Source organism: Pleomorphomonas sp. JP5 (assembly GCF_023721815.1).
Lineage (GTDB): Bacteria > Pseudomonadota > Alphaproteobacteria > Rhizobiales > Pleomorphomonadaceae > Pleomorphomonas.
In genome coordinates, this window is record NZ_JAMDLI010000007.1 from 67,330 (window position 1) to 88,554 (window position 21,225).

General features: G+C 64.9%; 16 protein-coding genes and 1 pseudogene. 14 read left to right on the forward strand and 3 right to left on the reverse strand.

The window, feature by feature from the left end:
- Position 1: 1 nt before the first annotated feature.
- The 4 genes from M4J40_RS07305 to M4J40_RS07320 all read left to right on the forward strand — a co-directional run bounded on the left by M4J40_RS07305 (position 2) and on the right by M4J40_RS07320 (position 3,824).
- The gene (locus tag M4J40_RS07305) at positions 2-1,063 is read left to right on the forward strand and encodes an ABC transporter ATP-binding protein (RefSeq protein WP_251753288.1); all 1,062 of its coding nucleotides are present in this window, start codon (positions 2-4) and stop codon (positions 1,061-1,063) included.
- A gap of 493 nt (positions 1,064-1,556) precedes the next feature.
- A complete protein-coding gene (locus M4J40_RS07310) occupies positions 1,557-1,985 on the forward strand; it encodes a PACE efflux transporter (RefSeq protein ID WP_251753289.1) in 429 nt (142 codons plus the stop codon).
- 23 nt (positions 1,986-2,008) lie between these two features.
- Positions 2,009-2,986: a zinc-binding dehydrogenase gene (locus M4J40_RS07315; protein ID WP_251753291.1), complete on the forward strand. Its 978-nt coding sequence runs from the start codon at positions 2,009-2,011 to the stop codon at positions 2,984-2,986.
- Positions 2,987-3,164: 178 nt separating this feature from the next.
- Positions 3,165-3,824: a hypothetical protein gene (locus M4J40_RS07320; RefSeq protein WP_251753293.1), complete on the forward strand. Its 660-nt coding sequence runs from the start codon at positions 3,165-3,167 to the stop codon at positions 3,822-3,824.
- A 19-nt stretch (positions 3,825-3,843) separates the two neighbouring features.
- Here the strand turns inward: M4J40_RS07320 and M4J40_RS07325 are convergent, their stop codons facing one another.
- Positions 3,844-4,881, reverse strand: a complete 1,038-nt coding sequence (locus M4J40_RS07325) for a LacI family DNA-binding transcriptional regulator (protein ID WP_251753295.1) — start codon at positions 4,879-4,881, stop codon at positions 3,844-3,846.
- A gap of 235 nt (positions 4,882-5,116) precedes the next feature.
- Here M4J40_RS07325 and M4J40_RS07330 point away from each other — a divergent pair, with 235 nt between their 5' ends.
- The 6 genes from M4J40_RS07330 to M4J40_RS07355 all read left to right on the forward strand — a co-directional run bounded on the left by M4J40_RS07330 (position 5,117) and on the right by M4J40_RS07355 (position 13,742).
- Entirely contained in the window at positions 5,117-6,388 is a 1,272-nt protein-coding gene (locus M4J40_RS07330; protein ID WP_251753296.1) for an ABC transporter substrate-binding protein, read from the forward strand.
- A gap of 86 nt (positions 6,389-6,474) precedes the next feature.
- Positions 6,475-7,479: a carbohydrate ABC transporter permease gene (locus M4J40_RS07335; protein WP_251753298.1), complete on the forward strand. Its 1,005-nt coding sequence runs from the start codon at positions 6,475-6,477 to the stop codon at positions 7,477-7,479.
- Positions 7,479-8,627 carry a carbohydrate ABC transporter permease gene (locus M4J40_RS07340; RefSeq protein ID WP_251753299.1) on the forward strand — a complete coding sequence of 383 codons (1,149 nt, stop codon included), beginning with the start codon at positions 7,479-7,481 and terminating at the stop codon, positions 8,625-8,627. Before M4J40_RS07335 ends, M4J40_RS07340 begins: the two co-directional genes overlap by 1 nt.
- 16 nt (positions 8,628-8,643) lie before the next feature.
- Entirely contained in the window at positions 8,644-10,296 is a 1,653-nt protein-coding gene (locus M4J40_RS07345; RefSeq protein ID WP_251753301.1) for an alpha-amylase family glycosyl hydrolase, read from the forward strand.
- A gap of 11 nt (positions 10,297-10,307) precedes the next feature.
- Positions 10,308-11,414: an ABC transporter ATP-binding protein gene (locus tag M4J40_RS07350; protein WP_251753303.1), complete on the forward strand. Its 1,107-nt coding sequence runs from the start codon at positions 10,308-10,310 to the stop codon at positions 11,412-11,414.
- Positions 11,415-12,053: 639 nt separating this feature from the next.
- A complete protein-coding gene (locus tag M4J40_RS07355) occupies positions 12,054-13,742 on the forward strand; it encodes a methyl-accepting chemotaxis protein (protein WP_251753304.1) in 1,689 nt (562 codons plus the stop codon).
- A gap of 76 nt (positions 13,743-13,818) precedes the next feature.
- On the opposite strand, the gene M4J40_RS07360 is transcribed toward M4J40_RS07355, so the two are convergent.
- Complete coding sequence (locus M4J40_RS07360; RefSeq protein WP_251753306.1) at positions 13,819-14,202, reverse strand: DUF2147 domain-containing protein; 384 nt, start codon at positions 14,200-14,202, stop codon at positions 13,819-13,821.
- 257 nt (positions 14,203-14,459) lie between these two features.
- Here M4J40_RS07360 and M4J40_RS22500 point away from each other — a divergent pair, with 257 nt between their 5' ends.
- Positions 14,460-14,744: a hypothetical protein gene (locus tag M4J40_RS22500; RefSeq protein WP_311134079.1), complete on the forward strand. Its 285-nt coding sequence runs from the start codon at positions 14,460-14,462 to the stop codon at positions 14,742-14,744.
- Between the two features lie 33 nt (positions 14,745-14,777).
- Positions 14,778-15,269 (forward strand): annotated as a pseudogene (locus tag M4J40_RS22505) (EAL domain-containing protein); the annotation flags it as partial.
- 7 nt (positions 15,270-15,276) lie between these two features.
- Here M4J40_RS22505 and M4J40_RS07370 read toward each other — a convergent pair.
- A complete protein-coding gene (locus M4J40_RS07370) occupies positions 15,277-18,909 on the reverse strand; it encodes a DEAD/DEAH box helicase (protein ID WP_251753308.1) in 3,633 nt (1,210 codons plus the stop codon).
- A 219-nt stretch (positions 18,910-19,128) separates the two neighbouring features.
- Here M4J40_RS07370 and M4J40_RS07375 point away from each other — a divergent pair, with 219 nt between their 5' ends.
- Together M4J40_RS07375 and M4J40_RS07380 are read left to right on the forward strand one after the other, a co-directional pair.
- On the forward strand, positions 19,129-20,145 hold the full coding sequence (locus M4J40_RS07375) for an aldo/keto reductase (RefSeq protein ID WP_251753310.1): 1,017 nt from the start codon (positions 19,129-19,131) through the stop codon (positions 20,143-20,145).
- A 376-nt stretch (positions 20,146-20,521) separates the two neighbouring features.
- Complete coding sequence (locus tag M4J40_RS07380) at positions 20,522-21,208, forward strand: YbhB/YbcL family Raf kinase inhibitor-like protein (protein ID WP_251753311.1); 687 nt, start codon at positions 20,522-20,524, stop codon at positions 21,206-21,208.
- Positions 21,209-21,225 lie beyond the last annotated feature (17 nt).

Sequence of the window (21,225 nt, forward strand, 5' to 3'; positions counted from 1 at the left end):
CATGAGCGGTGTTGAACTCAAGGGCCTGCGCAAGGCCTTCGGCCCAACCGAGATCATTTCCGGCGTCGATCTGACGATCCCCGATGGCGAGCTGGTGGTCTTCGTCGGCCCGTCCGGCTGCGGCAAGTCGACGCTCTTGCGCCTCATCGCCGGGCTGGAAAAGGTCACGGCCGGCGAGATCGTCATCGGCGAGCGCGACGTCACCCGCGTCGATCCGGCCAAGCGCGGCGTCGCCATGGTGTTCCAGTCCTACGCGCTGTTCCCGCACATGACGGTGCGCCAGAACATGGGCTTCGGCATGCGCGTCAACCGGGTGCCCAAGGCGGACGCCGCCGCGCGGCTGGAAAAGGCCGCCGCCCTCCTCCAGCTCACCGAGCTGCTCGACCGCAAGCCGGCCCAGCTCTCCGGCGGCCAGCGCCAGCGCGTCGCCATCGGTCGCGCCATCGTCCGCGATCCGCAGGTGTTCCTGTTCGACGAGCCGCTCTCCAACCTCGACGCCGAACTGCGCGTGCAGATGCGCGCCGAGCTCTCCGCCCTGCACGAACGCCTCGGCGCCACCATGATCTACGTGACGCATGACCAGGTGGAGGCGATGACGCTGGCCGACCGCATCGTCGTGCTGCGCGCCGGCCGCATCGAGCAGGTGGGCGCGCCGCTTCACCTCTACGACGACCCCGACAACCTGTTCGTCGCCGGCTTCCTCGGCTCGCCGCGCATGAACTTCCTCACCGCCGAAGTGCAAATCACCGGCCGCCTCCGCCCCGTGGGAACCGAGGTCGACCTCCCCTCCCCCATCCCCGGCCTCCGCCCCGGCCGCCGCGTGGTGATCGGCTGCCGCCCCGAAAACGTCGAACTCGGCGACGGCCCGCTGGAAGCCAAGGTGAAAACCGTCGAACAACTCGGCAACGCCACCTTCGTCCACCTGGATTGCGCCGGCGCCACCATCGCCGCCGAACTCCACGACCGCTGGGGCATGCGCAGCGATGCCACTCTCCGCCTGACGCTGCCAACGACCAAGACGCAACTCTTCGACGCCGAAACGAGCCTGCGCATCAGGGGGTGAGGGGACGGGCACGCAAGGCACTATCTCCTTGTTTCATATCAATTAATTGTCATCCTGCGCTTTAGGCGCAGGACCTCGGGACGAGAAATCGTCGCGGCCCATATCACGCTCCCTGAACCAGGGCGCCCGATATCAACCTCGCGCCCCTTCCTGCCCGAGGTCCTGCGCCTAAAGCGCAGGATGACGATTTATATAGATAAAACAGCGGGATAAGCCGATCGCCAACCCAGTGGCCCGTTTGCCTGTCCTGATGGAAGGCACCCACTCCCCTCCCCCAAGCGAAACGCCTATCCTCCTGTTTCATATCAATTTCCTGTCATCCTGCGCTTTAGGCGCAGGACCTCGGGACGAGAAAGCGCCGCGGCCCATATCACGCTCCCCGAACCACGCGCGCCGATATCCCCACCCCCGCATTGCGCCCCGGCGCATCCGTATATATCCTTCCCACTCACGCGAGGGCGACCTCCCCCGTCAGCCGGCACCAGGAGGTTGCATGCGTTCTTTGCCCGACCGTATTCGTCATGTCGTCAGCTTCGAGATCATCGGGCTGGCGCTGGTGACGCCGCTTGGCGCGCTGGCCTTCCACCAGCCGATGCTGGACATCGGCGTGCTCAGCGCCATCATCGCCGTGGTCGCCACGCTGTGGAACCTCGTCTACAACTACCTGTTCGACCTTGGCCTCCGCGCCGCGCGCGGCAATACCGCCAAGGGCGCGGTGATGCGCGTGTTCCACGCCATCCTGTTCGAGGCGGGGCTTCTGGCGGTGCTGATGCCCTTCATCGCGCTCTACCTCGGCATCACAATCTGGCAGGCGCTGATGATGGACATCTCCTTCGCGGCCTTCTACATGGCCTACGCCTTCGTGTTCAATTGGGCCTACGATCGCCTCTTTCCGCTGGCCGAATGGCAGACCCAAAGCTGATCCACCTTTTCGAGGACAAACCCATGTTGAGCGCACTGCACCGCACCTTCGGCGACCCGGCCGAGGTTCTGACGCCGGCCGACAGCCCCATGCCGGAGCCCGGCGGCGGCGAGGTTCGGATCAGGATGATCCTGTCGCCCATCCATAACCACGACCTGTGGACCGTGCGCGGCCAGTATGGCTACAAGCCCGAACTGCCGGCCATCGGCGGCAGCGAGGCGGTGGGCATCGTCGACGCGCTCGGCGCCGGCGTCACCGGCATCGCGCCCGGCGCGCGCGTGGCGGCGGCCGGCGTTCACGAGAGCTGGGCCGAGTATTTCCTCGCCTCGGCCAAGTCGCTGGTGCCGCTGCCCGACGCCATCCCCGACGAGGCCGCCGCCCAGCTGATCGCCATGCCCTTCAGCGCCATCACGCTGCTCGACTTCCTCGGCGTCGATAAAGGCGATTGGGTGATCCAGAACACCGCCAACGGCGCCGTCGGCAAGACGCTGGCCATGCTGGCCAAGGCGCGCGGCATCAACGTCGTCAACCTCGTCCGCCGCGACGCCGGCGTCGGCGAACTTGAAACCCTCGGCATCGCCAACGCCGTCTCCACCGCCTCGGACGGCTGGAAGGAGCGCGTCACCGAGATCACCGGCGGCGCGCCGATCCGCGCGGCGGTCGACTCCATCGGCGGCGACGCCAGCGGCGACCTGATGCACCTGCTCGGCGACAACGGCCTTCTCGTCTCCTTCGGCAGCATGGCCGGCGAACCGATGCGCATCCCCTCGGGCGCCACCATCTTCAAGCAGGCCGTCGTCAAGGGCTTCTGGGGCGCCAAGGTCAGCGCCGACATGGCGCCGGAAAAGCGCGCCGCGCTGATCGGCGAGCTGATGCGGCTGGTGGCGGGCGGCGAGCTGAAGCTGCCGGTGGAAGGCGTCTTCGGGCTCGACCGGATCAAGGATGCCGTCGCCGCCTCGCTCACGCCGGGCAAGGTTGGCAAGGTTCTTCTGCGCCCGTGAACCTGGGCCAAGAACCAGGATGTGGGGCCGGCGGCCCCGCCTCTCGCCCAATGACCAGCCTTGCACAACCCTGACGACCTACCATCTAGCGCATAGAGCCTGACGCGAACTTCGCCGGGCCACACCAGCTGTCCGTCCCGGTGACGTTCCGGGCCGGACTCTGAGGAGATATCTTCGGATGATCCAACGCGTGCTTCTTGCCGGCGGCACCGGGCTGGTCGGCGGTCTCGTGCGCAGCCACCTCGCCTCGCGCCTCGACGTCAGCGCCACCTGCCTCGTCCGCCCCGGCGCGCCGTCCGGCGGCCACGAGGTGGAGTTCGAACGACTGACCGAGGCGCCGGCCGCCCTGCTCGGCCCGCTGGCGCCCGAGGGCATCGACGTCGGCATCTCCTGCCTCGGCACCACCATCCGCGCCGCCGGCTCGGAACAAGCCATGTTCCGCGTCGACCACGACTATGTGCTGGCGGTGGCGCAGGGCGCGCGGGCGCTCGGCGCGCGGCAGTTCATCCTGGTCACCTCGGCCGGCGCCGGCGGCCCCGGTTTCTACCTCAAGACCAAGGGCGCCATCGAGCAGGCGGTGACCGACCTCGGCTTCGAGCGGGTGGACATCATCCGGCCGGGCATGCTGATCGGCGAGCGCCGCGAGCGGCGGCCGATGGAGGCGTTCGGCCAGCGCCTGTTCGATACCTTGGCGCCGGTGATGATCGGCCCGCTCAGCCGCTATGCCGGCATCCACGCCGAAACGGTGGCCGACGCCATCGTCGCCCTCATCGGCCACGAGGAGGCGGGCCGCTTCGTCCACGAGAACGACGAACTGACGGCGCTCTCTCGCCCGTAAGGCGCGACCGGCCCGCCGCTCATCCCGCCGAAGGCGCCGGGCCCGTCGATGTGCCGACAACCAGGGCCGCCTCGAGAAGGATGTGCCGGTCCTTCATTCTGGGGTTCGCTATCTTTTCGATCAGCAGCTCGGCCAGAAGCCGGCCCGCCTCGCGCACCGACGACCTGGTGGAGGTGAAAATCGGCACGTCCCGGCCGTTTTCGAAATAGGACAGATCGTCGTCGTGGCAGACGACCGAGAAGTCCTTGCCGAGAACCAGTCCGCGCTGCTCGGCCGCCCGCCGCACGCCAAAGGCGGAAATGAGCGAGGACACGACGAAGGCGGTTGGCGGCGCGTCGGTTTGCAGCATCTGCTGCGCGCGCTGATAGCCGAAGGCCTCGGTCATCTCGTCGCAGCTCATCAGCGCGGGATCCACCTCGATGCCCGACCCCGTCAACGCTTCCGTGTAGCCCTCGCGGCGGCGGAAGGCGTAGTCCATGTGCTCGAGGCCGTTGATCAGGCCAATGCGGCGGTGGCCGAGATCGATCAGGAACTGGGTCGCCCGCTTGAAGGCCGCCCGGTTGTTGACGTCCACCCAGGAGTAGGACTCCGTCAGCTCGCTCGACCGGCCGTGGACCACGAAGGGGATCCCGATCTTCTTCAGGATGGGGATGTGGGCATCCTTGACGGTCGGTCCCTGAACGACCAGGCCGTCCAGAACCTGCCTTGCCTTGAGCTTCAGATACGACGCCTCCTCGTTGCCGTCCTCCACCCGGGTGAACATCATGTCGTAGCCATGCTCGGCATAGGTTTTCGACGCGCTGGCAACGAAATCGCCGAAGATCGGGTTGACCATCTCGTGGCGGGTCCTCGTCGCCAGAATGTGCCCGATCATCATCGACCGGCCGGTCGCCAGCCCGGTGGCGCGGCTGTTCGGGTGATAGTTGTACTGCTCCGCCGCCTCGCGAATTTTCCGCCGGGTCGCTTCGTTGACCTCGGGATAGCCGCCCAAGGCACGGCTGACGGTCGTCTGCGACATGCCGATTGTCTTGGAAAACTCCTTCAAGGTCATCGTCATTTTAAACCGCTTTCGAAATCCGAGCCTCACCCTGACATGGATTCCCTTGCCAGCGACGAACAAGTCGAAACAATCAAGAGCCTAATATCAAGCGTTTTCAATGAGATTGTAGCAAGATCCCCACAATATGGGAACGCCCTTCTTGACGATGCCCCACGGATGTCGCTATAGGTCAATTCGAAAGCGCTTTCAAATTTGGTCAGCGCTTCGTCTTATGGGAACCTGGGAGGAAGTCATGAAAAGCCATCTGATGGCCGGCATCGCTTGCCTTGCGATGTCCGCCGGCGCGGCGCATGCCGAACAGCTCACCGTCCTCGGCGGCTGGCTGGGCGAGGACCAGAAGTCAATGGAGGCCATGCTCGACGCCTATTCGAAGGCCACCGGGCACGCGTATTCCTATGTCGGCTCCGACAGCATGGAGCAGCAGATCATCATCGACGTCGAGGCGGGATCGGCGCCCAACATCACCTTCGTTCCGCAGCCCGGCCTCGCCGCCGACCTCGCCAAGCGGGGCGCGCTGACCCCCCTTCCCGAGGGAACGGCCGACTGGGTGAAGGACAACTACGCCGCCGGCCAGTCCTGGGCCGACCTCGGAAGCTTCCCCGACCAGAGCGGTCAGAAGCACCTTTACGGGCTGTTCTACCGCGTCGACCTCAAGTCGCTCGTCTGGTACTCGCCCGAGAACTTCGAAGACGCCGGATACGAGGTCCCCACCACGATGGAGGAACTCAAGGCGCTGAGCGACAAGATGGTCGCCGACGGCAAGACGCCCTGGTGCATCGGGCTCGGCTCCGGCGCGGCGACCGGCTGGCCGGCGACCGACTGGGTCGAGGATCTGCTGCTGCGCATGCAGCCGCCCGAGGTCTACGACGGCTGGGTGTCCAACAAGATCCCGTTCAACGATCCGAGGATCGTGGCCACCATCGAGGAATACGGCAGCTTCGCCCGCAACGACAAATACGTCTCCGGCGGCGTCGGCGCCGTCTCCTCAACGGACTTCCGCGACTCGCCGAAGGGCCTCTTCACCTCGCCCCCGCAGTGCTACATGCACCGCCAGGCGTCCTTCATTCCCACCTTCTTCCCCGAAGGGACGAAAGTGGGCGTCGACGCCGACTTCTTCTACTTCCCGTCCTACGCCAGCAAGGACCTCGGCTCGCCGGTTCTCGGCGCCGGCACCATGGCGGTGATCACCAAGGACAGCCCGGAAGCGCGCGACTTCATCAAGTTCCTGGAGACGCCGGAAGCCCACGAGATCTGGATGGCGCGGGGCGGTTTCCTGACGCCGCTGAAGAGCGTGGACAAGGCCAAGTTCCCCAATGACGAAGTCAGGAAGATGAACGACATCCTGCTCAACGCGACGACGTTCCGCTTCGATGGCTCGGATCAGATGCCGGGCGCTATCGGCGCCGGCACGTTCTGGACCGGGATGGTCGACTACACCTCCGGCGCCAAGACGGCCGAACAGGCCGCCGACGAGATCCAGTCCAGCTGGAAGAACCTCAAGTAAGAACCTCTCCCGAAACGCCCTCTCCCGGCCCCGACCGGGAGGGGTCTCGGCCTGAAGTTCAGTGATACCGGTGTTGGGAGGGCGCAATGCACCCGGCTCTACTTGGCATTGTCGCCATCGTGGTCGCGGTTGGGGCGTGTACCGCGTATTTCTACCTGTCCAACCTGTTGATCGACAAGGTCATTTTTCCAGCTCGCGGCATCCGCGCCGGCCGCAACATCAACCGCGCCAACATGATCCGGCCCTGGTTGTTCCTGTTTCCCGCGCTGTTCGTCCTGAGCGTCTATCTCGCCTATCCCGTCGTCGCGACGCTGTGGCTGTCGGTCACCCGGCGCGTCGGGGGCGGCGAGGAATGGGCAGGGCTGGCCAACTACGGCCAGATGCTGTCCGAGCCGAAGTTCTGGGAATCCATCCGCAACAACATGCTCTGGCTGGTGATCGTGCCGGCGGCGTCCACCGCCTTCGGCCTTCTGGCCGCCCAGCTGACCGATCGCATCCGCTGGGGCAACATTGCCAAGTCCTTGATCTTCATGCCGATGGCCATATCCTTCGTCGGCGCATCGGTCATCTGGAAGCTCGTTTACGACGCGCGACCGGAGGGAACCGAGCAGATCGGCATTCTCAACGCCGTCTACCTGTTCTTCGGCGGCGACACTCCGCAGCACTGGCTGACGCTGCCCTTCTGGAACAACTTCTTTCTCATGGCCGTCCTGATCTGGATCCAGACCGGCTTTGCCATGGTCATCCTGTCGGCCGCGCTCCGGGGCATTCCCGAGGAGACGATCGAGGCGGCGATCATCGACGGCGCCAACCCGCTGCAGGTCTTCTTCCGCATCAAGGCGCCGCAGATCATGGGCACCATCGTGGTGGTGTGGACCACGATCACGATCATCGTCCTGAAGATCTTCGACATCGTCTTCGCGATGACCAACGGCCAGTGGGAAACCCAGGTCCTTGCCAACTACATGTACGACAAGCTCTTTCGCGCCAACGACTGGGGCGTGGGCTCGGCAAGCGCCATGGTCATCATGCTGCTGGTGACGCCGATCCTCGTCTGGAACGTTCGCAACGCGCGCAAGGAGATGCGGTGATGGAACATATCGCGGGGCGCAAGAGCGCCCTGACCTGGGCGGTTCACATCTCGGCGGCGCTCCTGGTCATCCTGTGGTCCCTGCCGACGCTCGGCCTGCTGGTGTCGTCGTTCCGGACGGCGGACCAGATCGCGACGAGCGGCTGGTGGGATGCGCTGTTCCCGCAGGAGCAAACGCTGACGTTGAGAACGGCCGACGCGCAGGCCCAGCGCCAGATCGACGGCCAGTATGTGATCGAGGGCCAGCTGTTCGAACCGGGCCAGACGATGACGATCTCCGCCTGGGGCACCTCCTCGAACGACATTGGCGCCAACAAGCCGGGCGACAGCGTCAGCCTGCGCGATGGCGGAACCCTCAGCGTCGGCGCCGATGGCGCCTACCGCATGACCAGCGACACGGCGTTCACCGGCGCGCGCGGCCAGCGCGTCTTCGTCACCGCCAACGTGCCGCCGAGCTTCTCGTTCGAGAACTACCGCGGCATTCTCTTTGAAGAGGGCAATGTCGACGGCATCGCCAAGGCGTTCTACAACACGCTGACCGTCACCATTCCCGCCACCATCATTCCCATTCTCGTGGCGGCCTTCGCCGCCTACGCGCTGGCGTGGATGGAGTTTCCCGGCCGAAGCCTGATCATCGCCGCTGTCGTGGCGCTGCTGGTGGTGCCCCTGCAGCTGGCGCTCATCCCGCTCCTCAGGCTGCACAACGAGATCGGCATCGGCAAGGGCTACATCGGCGCCTGGCTCGCCCACACCGGCTTCGGCATGCCGATGGCCATCTATCTCCTGCGCAACTACATGGCCGGCCTGCCGCGCGACATCATCGAGAACGCCCGCGTCGACGGGGCGACGGAGTTCGAGATCTTCGCCAAGATCATTCTGCCGTTGTCCTATCCCGCGCTGGCGAGCTTCGCCATCTTCCAGTTCCTGTGGACCTGGAACGACCTTCTGGTCGCCATGGTCTTCCTGATCGACAGCTCCGGCGACACGACGGTGATGACGAAGCATATCGTCGAGCTGCTGGGCACGCGCGGCGGCAATTGGGAAATTCTCGCAAGCAGCGCCTTCGTGTCGATTGCCATCCCGCTGGCCGTATTCTTCTCGATGCAGAGATATCTGGTGCGCGGCATGCTGGCCGGATCTGTGAAATAGTGGACAAGGGACTGGTATGAACGTCGTGACACCCATCAATTCTGTTGCCCAGCCTGGAACCGACCGCGACTGGTGGCGCGGCGCCGTCATCTATCAGATCTATCCGCGCAGCTTCCAGGACAGCGACGGCGACGGCGTCGGCGACCTGAAGGGCATCACCGAGCGCCTGCCCTATGTCGCCTCGCTGGGCGTCGACGCCATCTGGATCTCCCCCTTCTTCACCTCCCCGATGAAGGATTTCGGCTACGACATCAGCGACTACTGCGATGTCGATCCGCTGTTCGGGCAACTGGCCGATTTCGACGCCCTGTTGAGCCGCGCCCATGCCCTCGGCATTCGGGTGATGATCGACCTGGTCCTCAGCCACACCAGCGATCAGCATGCCTGGTTCAAGGAAAGCCGGGCCAACCGCGACAACGCCAAGGCCAACTGGTACGTCTGGGCGGATGCCAAGGACGACGGAACGCCGCCCACCAACTGGCTGTCGATTTTCGGCGGGCCGGCCTGGCAGTGGGACACCCGGCGCGAGCAGTATTACCTGCACAACTTCCTGACCAGCCAGCCGGACCTCAACTACCACGAGCCGGCCGTTCAGGACGCCGTCCTCGACGTCGTGCGTTTCTGGCTCGAGCGCGGCGTCGACGGCTTTCGGCTGGACACGATCAACTATTACTTCCACGACGCCGAACTGAGGAACAATCCGCCGCTGGCCCCTGAGAGGCGGAACGCCTCCGTCGCCCCCAAGGTCAATCCCTACAATCACCAGGAACACATCTATTCCAAGAACCGCCCGGAGAACCTCGGCTTTCTCAAGCGCCTGCGCGCGCTGCTGGACGGCTACAACGGGCGGGCCTGCGTCGGCGAGATCAGCGACGCGCAAAGGGGGCTGGAGATCCTGGCCGAATACACGGCCGGAGGCGACCGCGCCCACATGTGCTACGCCTTCGAGTTTCTCGACGCCGGCCGCGTGACCGCCCAGCTGGTGAAAACCGTCTTCGACAAACTCGACGGTTACTCGCCCGACGCCTGGGCCTGCTGGGCCTACTCCAACCACGACGTCGTCCGTCATGGCACGCGCTGGGGCCTGTCGCCGGCCGCCCTGCGCACCTATGTCACGCTGCTCATGGCCCTCAAGGGCTCGGCCTGCCTCTATCAGGGCGAGGAGCTCGGACTGCCGGAAGCCGAGCTGACGCTCGATCAGGTGCGGGACCCGGCCGGCCTGGAGTTCTGGCCCGAATACAAGGGACGCGACGGCTGCCGCACGCCCATGGCCTGGACGACCGACGCCGGCGCCGGCTTCAGCGCGGCGACGCCCTGGCTCCCGGTTCCGAAGGCGCATCTTCCAAGCTCGGTCGCCGCGCAGGAAGCCGACGCCACCGCCCTTCTTCATCACTACCGCCGGGCGATCGCGCTGCGTCGCCAGTTCGGAGCGCTGCGGAACGGGGCGATGGACGATCTGGTCGCCGACGGCGACCTGCTGCGCTTCGTCCGTCGCGGGCCGGACGGCGACATCTTCTGCGCCTTCAACCTTGGCGAGACGCCGAGGGAGACCCCGTTGCCGGAGGGCGACTGGCGTCCGGTCGGCGGTGAATTCGGTGACGCCACCATGGTGTCCGGCAATCATGTCCGGCTCGAGCCCTGGCAGGCATTTCTGGCAACGCGAGCATAGTCGAGGGGACGATGACGAGCCTCAAGCTGACCGGGATCGAAAAGTCCTATGGTGGAACCGTTCAGATACTGAACGACATCAACCTCGAAATCGAACAGGGCGAGCTCATCGTCTTCGTCGGGCCGTCGGGGTGCGGCAAGTCGACCTTGCTGCGCATGATCGCCGGCCTGGAGAAAATCACTGGCGGCACGCTTGAGATCGACGGGCAGTGCGTCAACGACGTGCCGCCCGCCCAGCGCGGCATTGCCATGGTGTTCCAGTCCTATGCGCTCTATCCGCATATGACGGTGCGCGAGAACATGAGCTTTGCGCTCAAAATCGCCCGGAGGTCCAAGGCGGAGATCGCCCGCGCCGTCGAGCACGCCGCCAGGATCCTGCAGCTCGAGCCTTATCTCGACCGCCTGCCGAAGGCGCTGTCGGGCGGGCAGCGGCAGCGGGTGGCCATCGGCCGCGCCATCGTCCGCGACCCCAAGGTCTACCTGTTCGACGAACCGCTCTCCAACCTCGACGCCGCCTTGCGCGTGGCGACGCGCATCGAGATCGCCCAGCTCAAGGAATCGATGCCCAAGAGCACCATGATCTATGTGACGCACGATCAGGTGGAGGCCATGACGCTGGCCAGCCGCATCGTCGTTCTGGCCGACAAGGGCATTGCCCAGGTGGGCACGCCGCTTGAACTCTACGAGACGCCGAACAGCGAGTTCGTCGCCCAGTTCATCGGCTCGCCCTCCATGAACCTGCTCTCCGGCGAAATCACCGGCACGGGCAGCATGACCACGGTCAGGCTGGATGCCGGCGGCGCCATCCAGTCCGCCGTCGCCACGCGGGAGGGCGACCTCGGCAGGCGCGTCAATGTCGGCATCCGGCCGGAAGACTGCCGCGTGACCGACGGCGAAGCGGCCTTCCGGGGCAAGGTGAAGATCACGGAAGCGCTGGGTGAAGTGACCCTGCTCTACTTCGAGGCGCGGGACGGCGAGGCGCCGGTGATCGCCAAGCTCGGCGGTTCGCACAAGGAGCTGCGCGGCGCGTTGGTCGGCCTTTCGGCGGACCCGTCCAAGGTCCACCTGTTCGCGGACGGGCGGTCCCTTCTCTACCGGCCGGCCGATCTGGCGGCGTGATCGCCGCAAAAGCGGTGCCGTCCAATTGTTCGGTTTGGGGGCGGCGGCGAACGAGAACGCGCGTCCGCCCCGGCGTGCCGGGCCCTCCCAAGGCCACATGGCGACAGCCGGAGAGAACGGCTGGCAGCGGGCTCGCGGCAAAAAGAGCGGTGCGCGGCAAATTTACTTGGTTGCGCCACTCCTCCGCAAAAGTTGTAGGCAACCTTCGCTTGCGCGCATGCGCACTATTGGCGAGTTTGGGCTCTCCCCCAAAAATCTATTCCGTTTTTCAAAAAGATACCGACACGCCAGCTCCAAGGCGGATTCGCCACGGCCACCGACGGGAGGTTGAAATATATCCATCAATACCCGTAATAGGTGATTTTCGAGCCTTTTTATTAGCATTTCATTAACCATACCGGCGGCAATTTCATCCCTGAAGAGTAGGTTCGACATTTCGGTACACCGTTTGGTTGAGTCTCCCCGGTCTCCGCGCCAGGGACGCCCGAGCCTGTCGGTCGCCGTCCGGCGCCATGGCGGGCCGGGTTGGAATGCACTCCGAGATACCGGTCCACCCATGAACCGTGCGAGGCGGCACTCCGTCGCGCGCGCCCTTGCCTTTCGCACTCTGTTTTCCTTCGGAACCCAAGAAGGACGAAGATGAAAATGCTGAACAACATGTCGATCGCCTACAAGTTGCTGGCGGCTTTCGGGGCGATGATCGTGATCTCCGTCGCGCTCAACTCCTACATATTCTACAACAAGAACGTACTGGAACAGGCCGACGACTGGACCGTCCATACCTATGAGGTGCTGCAGCAGGCCGACGCCATGCAGGCGGCCATGGTGGATCAGGAAACCGGCTTTCGCGGTTTCCTGGTCACCGGCAACCCTGACAATCTCGGCCCCTACAAGTCCGGCAGCAGCAACTTCCAGGCCGCCCTTTCCAAGCTCCGCACGCTGACCGCCGACAACCCGGCGCAGCAGGGCCGGCTCGACCAGATCGCCACCGCCGCCGATGCCTGGCGCATGAACGTCGCCGAGAAGGGCATCGGCCTGCGCGGCAACGACCTCACCCGCGAGGCCGCCTACGACCTCGAACGCAATGGCGTCGGCAAGAAGTCGATGGATGGCATCCGCGTCATCGTCAAGGAGCTGAAGGGCGCCGAGGAAAGCCTGCTCGACGAGCGCGCCCGGGCCCGCGACAACGCCTTTCGTTCCATTACCTGGTCGATCATAGCCGGCGGCGCGCTGATGGTGCTGTTCGCCGGTCTCGGCATCCTGGTGCTCAACGGCGCCATTTCCACGCCGATCAAGACCATCACCACCCGCATGAAGGCGATCGCCGGCGGCGAGCTCGCCACCGAGGTGCCCTACCTCCAGCGCAAGGACGAGGTGGGCATGATCGCCGGCGCGCTGTCGAGCTTCCGCGACAGCCTTGCCGAAACCGAGCGGCTGCGCCAGCAGGCCATCGACAACGAGGCGAAGAACCGCGAGGCCATGAACCGCGCCCGGCGCGAGATCGCCGACACCTTCGAATCCAAGATGGGCGCGCTGGCGCAAGAGTTCGCCAAGTCGTCCGCCGAAGTGGCGGACGCGGCCAAGAACCTGTCGGCGACGGCCGAGGAAACCGCCCGTCAGGCGCAGGCCGTCACCGGCGCGGCCGAGGAAGCGGCCGGCAACGTGCAGACGGTGGCCGCCGGCACCGAGGAACTGTCGGCCTCCATCCAGGAGATCTCCAAGCAGGTGAGCCAGTCGTCCTCCATTGCCCGCGACGCGGCGACCGAGGCGGAAACCAGCGCCCAGAACGTGCAGACGCTGTCGCAGGCCGCCCAGCAGATCGACGAGGTGGTGACGCTGATCTCCAACATCGCGGCGCAAACCAACCTTCTGGCGCTGAACGCCACCATCGAGGCGGCGCGGGCCGGTGAGGCCGGCAAGGGCTTTGCCGTGGTGGCCGCCGAGGTCAAGCAACTGGCCGACCAGACCGCCAAGGCCACCGGCGAGATCGGCCGCAAGATCGCCGAGATCCAGGGCGCCACCGGCGCCACGGTGGAGGCAATCTCGCGCATCGTGCGCACGGTGAACAGCATCCAGAGCTCGTCGGCCGCCATTGCCAGCGCGGTGGAGGAACAGGGCGCGGCGACCAGCGAGATCGCCCGCAACACCCAGCTCGCCGCCACCGGCACCACCGACGTGACCAACAACATCACCGGCGTCAGCACGGCGGCCGAGATGACCGGCGCGGCCTCCACGCAGCTGATGACCCTGTCATCGACGCTGAGCGGCCAGTCGTCGACCCTTCAGGACGAAGTCGCCAACTTCGTCACCAGCCTCCGCGCCGGCTGATCGCGCGCGGCATCGACAGGACCGCCGGCCTGCGCAACTCCCGGGCCGGCGGCCGGTCGATCAAGCGAAACGCCTGTCATTCGAAATCGAGGCGCGTCCAGGCCATCTCCTTGCAGACGATGCCGGCGAGAACGCAGCCCTCGGTGACCATCTCTTTCTCGCCCACCTTCAGCGTCATGCGATAGGTGAGGTCGCGCTGGCGGTCGAAGGCGGTGCCGGACCAGCGGCCGCCGTCGTCGGGCACGACCGACATCACCAGGATGTCGCCGGCCTTCTCACCCTTGGTGCCCTTGCGCACCCAGGTGTTGACGGCGCAGATGTTCTCGCCGCAGCGCTCCACCCGCACCTTGGCCTTGCCGTCGCCGCGCGCCCACAGGCCGAACAGCGTGGCGTCGGAGGCGGCGAGCGCGGGCGCCGCCATGAGAGATGCAAGCATGGCGATCAGGACGCGTGAGGTCATGGGTCATCCTCCTCTCCTGCCGTTGGCCGGCGCCGGAGCGCCGGACGGTCTCTGAAGAGATACGCAGGGGACGGCCAAACGGTTCAATCCACCGCCGATCGCCACGCTTTTTGACAAGCGCACCTCGGGTAAACGCGGGCACCGGGCTTGCGTCGGCGGCTCCGCTCCCCCAGCCCTCGGCTTTACGCCGCCGTAACCCGCCCCGGCTAAGGATGGACGGGACGGAGCTGGGCGAAGGCTCGCCCATGGGGGCCATCATGCAGACAGGATGTCAGGGCTGCCAGCGCGACAACGGGTTCCCGCTTGCCTTTTCCATGGCCTTCCAGCCCATCGTCGACACGCGCACCGGCACGATCTTCGGCCACGAGGCGCTGGTGCGCGGCACGGCCGGCGAAGGCGCCGGCAGCATCCTCTCGAAGGTGGACGCCGACAACCGCTACTGGTTCGACCAGCAATGCCGCGTCAAGGCCATCGAGCTGGCCTCGCGCCTGTTCCCGGCCGGTGGCGACCAGAGCACCCGCCGATCAGGTTGTCCAACCTGATCGAAAAGCGGCTGCTCCACCAAAGAGTCTGGGCTCTCCATCAACTTCCTGCCCAACGCCGTCTACGAGCCGCGCGCCTGCATCCGCAAGACGCTGGAAACCGCCGAACGCGTCGGCTTCCCGCTCGAGAAGATCATCTTCGAGTTCACCGAGAACGAGCCGCTCGACACCGCCCACCTCCTGAGGATCCTCACCACCTACCACGAGATCGGCTTCAAGACCGCCATCGACGACTTCGGCGCCGGCTACGCCGGCCTCAGCCTGCTCGCCAGGTTCCAGCCCGACATCGTCAAGCTCGACATGGACCTCATCCGAGACATCGACACCAACCCCGCGCGCCGCGCCATCGTCGCCCACACGCTGGCCATGCTCGCCGACCTCGGCATCACCGCCCTCTGCGAAGGCGTGGAGACGGAGGCCGAGTTCGACACGCTGAGGGAAATGGGCGCGCTTCTCTTCCAGGGGTATTACTTCGGCAAGCCGGTGTTCGAGGGGGTGGGTGGGGGTGTGGGGGTGTGGGGGTGATGGTCAATCAGGCTCTGTGAACCGGCAAGTGATCGGCTAGCCGCCCAAACAAGCCAGCGTTCTGCCAGACCGAGTGAGAGCCGACCACGTAGATATTCTCCTTGGCGCGCGTGACGGCCACGTTCAAGAGATTGGGCGTCGCGCCAGCCCACCCTCTTGCGCCACCCTGCGCCGGCAAGGCGGCTCCCAGCACGAATATGACGCTGTCCGCCTCTCGGCCCTGGACAGTGTGAACCGTGCCGACGTGATCGCGCGCCCACTCCCACGGTTTGTCAGTCCAGCGATTGAGAACGCCGGGCATGGCCAGCCGCTCGCGCAGTTTCTGCGCTACGATGCGAAACGGCGTGATGACGTAGAGGTCGAGGGTTTCAACGTCGCCGGCCTCCAAGCGCTTGAGCAGGCCTCGCACCGCCAAGCCTTCCGCCTCGCTCCATTTGTCTTCAGTCCGCCCCGGCGCGACATCGATCCAGCGGGACTGACCGAGCACATCCCTGATCTTTGACTGTCGAGCTTGCGTGGCCTTCACCATCAGGTTGTTGTAAGCGATCTCGTTTGAAACAGTGAACATCGGCTCCGAGCATCGGCGATGCACGAGCAAAGGCACGCCAACGCGGATTTTCCCACTTGCAAGCTCGAACTCGCCGCCAAGACTGCTGGTCGCATCGGCCACTGTTTGCACGGATGCCTTGGGCGCGTTCCAACGATCGGGGTCGACGTTGAAATCGTCGCAGATGGCCTCTGCGAGCTCCGTCGGCAAGCTGGTCACAGGTTGGACCTGAAGCGGATCGCCAACCACGACGGCTCGCTTGACCCGGATCAGCGCGCCAACCGCCTCTTGCGGGCAGGCCTGCCCCGCCTCGTCAACCAGTAGCCAGCCGAGTTCTTCGGGAGGCAGGAAACCCAGCATCCGCTCGATAGAGGCAAAGGTTGTTGAGATAACCGGCACGCTGAGAAACAGCGTTTTCCAAAGCGAAGGCATCAGGGGTCGCATTTTCGGCGACCAAGCCGAACGGCCGAAAAATGTCTTGAAGAGAGCATCGAGGTTGTTTCGCATCGGCTTCGCCGCCGCGCCGATGAACGCCCGGTGGACGCGGACGGCTGCCTCGAAGACCTCATCCCGCAGTCGCTGAGCCTCGGCATCGAGCCATGGCGCAGCACAATGCCTTTCGGCGTGAGAGCGTCGGAAAAAGCCTTGGTCCACGGCTCTGGGTGCGCAACGATCCAGATAGAGACTGACCAGTTGCTCGACATCGCTAAGCTCCATCCGCAAGCGCTCTGCCTGTTGACCGGCGGCTGTTCGCTTGGCGCACAAGGCGGCAACTTCGTCTCGAGCTTGACGCTCGTTTGTCCGGGCATTTGAGACTGAAACCCTGGCTGATGCCAACGCAGCAGTCAGCCGATTGCGCCTAGCTTCCCAGTCCTTGGCGGCTGCCGAACCAAAGACCTTGGACAGGATGCCCGGAACGTCCCGATTGAGATCGGACATATGTCGTGTGAGTTCGTCGGCTTTCAGTGAGGCCGACTTCGTAGCGCTCTCGCAAGCTGACAAAGCGGCCTGCGCCCGCGTCTCCTGACTTTCGATGACTGCGATTAACTCTGTAGCGGCGCGAGCTTCGGACCGTAACCGATCGAGCCGGCCAAGCTCAGCCTGAGCCCTCTCCACAGCCTCGAGAAAGCCCGTCATTCGAGACAAGGCTTTCTGGAACTGCTTTCGGGCCGAGCGCCACTGTTTCAGGGCCGCATCGTGCGATGTCGGCGGATGTTCGCGGGCAACGACTTCCGGACGACGCTTGCGAAGGACCTTCTTAGTCTTCGGGTCGACCTCTTCGACAAGTTGGGGATGCCCTGCCGCCTCATAAAGATACGGCTTTAAGCCAAGGTCAGGGTCGCTCCAAAAAGCGTCCCTGAAGGTGTAGCGGTTCGAAGCATTCCCTAAGACCGCTGCGATCATTCCCCACGTTTCTTCCGCCTCGGATTGATCGTCTCGCCCTTTTGCTAGCCGATCCGAAACGGTCTTGAAGTAGCGAAGATCAGGGGCATCGTCCGCGATGTTCTTCAGGAGCGGCAGCTCCTTGCTGACGTTCTCGACTGCCTTGTTGTTGGACGAGGCAACGATCATCTCAAAACCACAAATGGACTCATGCGGCGTGTAAATGTGGGTGAATCCCGCCCCGGATCTATGCTTCTGGCCGGAATAGGTGAAGGCTTCCTCGGGGTCGTCGAATGCGGTCATTGCCGCAGCTCTCTTCACCAACAAGGCGGCAACGAGGTCGCGGAGCAGCGTCGTCTTACCTGTTCCCGGAGGCCCGTTCACGGGCAGGATGGACGTTGCCGAGTCACCCGACATGGCAAGGTTAACGGCGGCTTGCTGCAAGAGCACCAAAGGATACCGATTTTCGCCCGTCCAGCGTCCGGCCGGCATGTTGCGGGGCCTGACTACTTCCGTAAGCTTACGCGCATCCTCCAACAGATCGTGCCAACTGTTCGGCTTCTCCTTGCCAAGGTAGCGGGCAAGGTTGCGATGCTTGCCCTCGGCCATGACACTTTGAGCCAAAGCCAGATCGCCAAGATAGAAGCTGCCCAGCAGCGGCGGATCGGGCGGCTCTGTCGCCTTCCAATAGTGATAGTGCCTTGTGGCAAAGCCGGGTGCATCCACCAAGTCGCTCGCAATGCCCAACCGATCGACGAGCGCGGAATAAGCGCGATCGATGGTGGAGAGATCGAGAGGAAGCGGATTACCCTCATCGTCCTGCCGTCTGATTTTTTTGTCGAGAAAGTCTCGGAGCTGCCCCTCCACGTTCGGCCACTGACCAAGCCCGACAAGGTCCCGCTTTAGCGCCAATGGTAGCCCCCAGGCAAAGCTGGATATTGCCACTGCGTTGTCCGGGACGGGGAGGCCGTCACGCGTTACGGTAATGGTTGCGATCCCCGCAAAGCCGCGAGCGGGACTACGGTCCACGTCGCTGTCGGCAAAAACCTGAAGCAACGCACTCGTGGCCTCCGCCATGCGGATAGCCCCGAGGACAACGTGATAAAACAACTGAGTGTTGGGCTTGGCTTTGTCCTTACCGATGACCCAAGGCAGCGGTTCGCCTTCGCCAAATCTGGCTATCCGGCGTCCATCCCCGTCTGCCAAATCCTCCGGCTTGACGAACGTGAATGGGGACAAAACTTCGAGTGCCGTCCACACCGACAGAATGTCGGCCGGCTTATCGGTATACGGTCGATCACGCGGCACGCGTTCGATCTGGTGGGGAACAAACACAGGCCTGACATCGGGCTTTGGAGCCGAACGGGGCTCCGCATCGACTTTTGGCTGACTGCTCGGCAACGGGGAGTTGTCGAAAAGCGATGGCTGTGACAGCGGCTTAGCGGGCGTGGGAGGTTCAGCGATCGGCGGAGCGGCAGGCGGTGGCTTCGCCTTTGAGCCCGAAACGGTGGGCTTCGGTGCCTTTGGCTTATCGCCCTGCTTCAGCACACCAATCGCCTGAACGACGCGCTCCCGAAGGTGAACGGCTCGGGGCTTCGACCGGAATTCCAGTTCACGCAGCAGGGACTCAAGAACAGAACGATCGGAGCGATTGTTGCCAAACTTGGCTTCGAGCTCCCCGATGCTCGCGTTGAAAAAGGGGCGATCCATTTATCCGGAGTTGCCATGTTAATGAACGTATGCGTGTCTGAAGTGTGACCGACCGACGCACCGGTTGCAAGCTCAGGTACAACCCTCAGCCTACCCCATTCGTTGATTTCGGAGGTCCCCTCCCCCATCCTTCATCCCTGCACCTCGTCTTTCAAATCTGCACGCTTAAATCGCTTCACTCCTGCGTTTATGTCGGCAGGGCATAGAGGGAGATTTGCCATGCCGTCCTTGAAAGACACGCTCACCCCATCCGGCCCGGCCGAGACCATCACGCTCTGGAATGGCGCCACGGTGCCGCGCATGGGTCTCGGCACCTGGGCGGCCGGGGGGATGATGATCTGGCCGCATGGGCCGAGTAGCTACGGGTCGATCTCGCGCGACGACGCCATTGCTGGCATCCGCCTCGCCTACGACCTCGGACTGCGCATCTTCGACACCGCCGCCGCCTATGGCGCCGGCAACTCCGAGCTGATCGTCGGCGAGGCGCTGGCCGACAAGGACGACGTCGTCATCGTCACCAAGTGCGGCTACATCGGCGACCCCGTCACCCGCGTCATCGAGCAGCCCGACGACCTCAGCCCCGCCGGCATCCGCCGGGGTGTAGAGGGCTCGCTCAAGCGGCTCGGGCGGTCGTCGGTCGACGTGGTGCTCTTGCACCACAACGAGCTCGCCCTGGACCTGGCCCGCCCGGTATTCGATACGCTGGAGGCGATGCGGACCGAGGGGCTGATGACATGTTATGGCTGGAGCTGCGACTTCGTGCCGCTGGTCTCGGCCGTCGCCGACTACCCCGGCTTCAAGGTGGTGGAACACGACCTCAACGTGTTCGACACCGCACCGGAGATGCTGGCCCTGATCGAGGCGCGCAGCCTCTACTCGCTGGCGCGGCTGCCGCTGGCCATGGGCCTGCTCGGCGGCAAGTACAACCGCGCGAGCCGGTTGGGCGGCACCGACGTGCGCGCAAGCTCGGCCGCGTGGATGAAGTATTTCAAGGCCGGCGCCGCCAATGAGCACTATCTCGACGTCCTCGAGAACATCACGCCGCTGCTGACCGCCTATGGCAGGAGCATGCCGCAAGGTGCTCTGGCCTGGGTGCTCGGCGCCTCCGAGCGGACCATCCCCATCCCCGGCTTCACCTCGACGGCGCAGGTCATCGACAACGTCGAGGCGGTGCGGCAGGGCCGGCTGGCGGCCGACACGATGGCCCGCCTCAGGGAGATCGTCGCCGGCGCCTGAGCGCATATCGGCGGTGAGAGGCCCCAGAAACGGTGGAGCGCGGAGGATTAGGCCGCCGTGGCTTTTGGAGCATGATATCAACGGCGCGCTCCACCTTCCCGAGGCCCTGCGCCTTCGCGCAGGATGACGAAACTATATAATTGAAACAAATATTTAGCTGTCATCCTGCGCGAAGGCGCAGGACCTCGGGCAGAACCGGGTGCAACGCCATTACCAGGCTCCGTCCCGCCGCCCTCGGCCAGCCTGCCGGCCCGCGCAAGACCATGGACGCCCCGCCGGGCTGATCGGTTCGGCACCGAACTTGATCGGCTCCGGCGCGCGGCCCGCCAGGCCGCCGCCTATCCTCAAGCCGTTACAAAGCAAGAGGATAGTACCCATGAAGGCCCTTTATCAGCTCTCCGCCGCCGCCCTTGCCCTTTGGCTTACCGGTGCCGCCAGCGCCGCCGACCCGCTGACGGTGACCATCGGCGGGCTCGACGCCACCGGCCGCTTGCCTGACGAGGCCGCCTTCTGCGCCCCCGGCGAAGGCGGGCCGAAGAACGTCAACCCCGAGATCACCTGGTCGCCCGGCCCCGAAGGCACCCGCGCCTATGCGCTGGTGATGACCGACCCGGACGTGCCCAAGGACCTCAGCCTGATCAACAAGCCGGCCACGGTGATCGCCGACAGCGAGCCGCGCATGACCATCCACCACTGGGTGCTGGCCGACATTCCGGCCGACGTCACCACGATCCCCGAGGGCGCCGACAGCGACGGCGTCACCCCGCACGGCAAGCCGGTGGGGGAGACGCCGCACGGCCTTCGCGGCGCCAACGCCTTCAGCGGTTTCTTCACGGGCAACGCCGACATGGCCGGCACCTACGGCGGCTATGACGGCCCCTGCCCGCCGATGAACGACGCCCGGCCGCACCACTACACCGTCCGCGTCTACGCCCTCGACACGCCCTCGCTCGGCCTCACCGGCGCCTTCGACGGCCCGGCGCTGGAGGCGGCGCTCGCCGGCCACGTGCTGGCCGAGGGCGAGGCGATGGGCACCTACTCGCTCAACCCGGCGGCGCGATAATCATCAGGGGGGGGCGG

What these genes read in the sequence shown, in the direction of transcription:
- M4J40_RS07305 (WP_251753288.1), top strand. Translation starts at nt 2, where the DNA reads ATGAGCGGTGTTGAACTCAAGGGCCTGCGCAAGGCCTTCGGCCCAACC.
- M4J40_RS07310 (WP_251753289.1), top strand. Translation starts at nt 1,557, where the DNA reads ATGCGTTCTTTGCCCGACCGTATTCGTCATGTCGTCAGCTTCGAGATC.
- M4J40_RS07315 (WP_251753291.1), top strand. Translation starts at nt 2,009, where the DNA reads ATGTTGAGCGCACTGCACCGCACCTTCGGCGACCCGGCCGAGGTTCTG.
- M4J40_RS07320 (WP_251753293.1), top strand. Translation starts at nt 3,165, where the DNA reads ATGATCCAACGCGTGCTTCTTGCCGGCGGCACCGGGCTGGTCGGCGGT.
- M4J40_RS07325 (WP_251753295.1), bottom strand. Translation starts at nt 4,881, where the DNA reads ATGACGATGACCTTGAAGGAGTTTTCCAAGACAATCGGCATGTCGCAG.
- M4J40_RS07330 (WP_251753296.1), top strand. Translation starts at nt 5,117, where the DNA reads ATGAAAAGCCATCTGATGGCCGGCATCGCTTGCCTTGCGATGTCCGCC.
- M4J40_RS07335 (WP_251753298.1), top strand. Translation starts at nt 6,475, where the DNA reads ATGCACCCGGCTCTACTTGGCATTGTCGCCATCGTGGTCGCGGTTGGG.
- M4J40_RS07340 (WP_251753299.1), top strand. Translation starts at nt 7,479, where the DNA reads ATGGAACATATCGCGGGGCGCAAGAGCGCCCTGACCTGGGCGGTTCAC.
- M4J40_RS07345 (WP_251753301.1), top strand. Translation starts at nt 8,644, where the DNA reads ATGAACGTCGTGACACCCATCAATTCTGTTGCCCAGCCTGGAACCGAC.
- M4J40_RS07350 (WP_251753303.1), top strand. Translation starts at nt 10,308, where the DNA reads ATGACGAGCCTCAAGCTGACCGGGATCGAAAAGTCCTATGGTGGAACC.
- M4J40_RS07355 (WP_251753304.1), top strand. Translation starts at nt 12,054, where the DNA reads ATGAAAATGCTGAACAACATGTCGATCGCCTACAAGTTGCTGGCGGCT.
- M4J40_RS07360 (WP_251753306.1), bottom strand. Translation starts at nt 14,202, where the DNA reads ATGACCTCACGCGTCCTGATCGCCATGCTTGCATCTCTCATGGCGGCG.
- M4J40_RS22500 (WP_311134079.1), top strand. Translation starts at nt 14,460, where the DNA reads ATGCAGACAGGATGTCAGGGCTGCCAGCGCGACAACGGGTTCCCGCTT.
- M4J40_RS07370 (WP_251753308.1), bottom strand. Translation starts at nt 18,909, where the DNA reads ATGGATCGCCCCTTTTTCAACGCGAGCATCGGGGAGCTCGAAGCCAAG.
- M4J40_RS07375 (WP_251753310.1), top strand. Translation starts at nt 19,129, where the DNA reads ATGCCGTCCTTGAAAGACACGCTCACCCCATCCGGCCCGGCCGAGACC.
- M4J40_RS07380 (WP_251753311.1), top strand. Translation starts at nt 20,522, where the DNA reads ATGAAGGCCCTTTATCAGCTCTCCGCCGCCGCCCTTGCCCTTTGGCTT.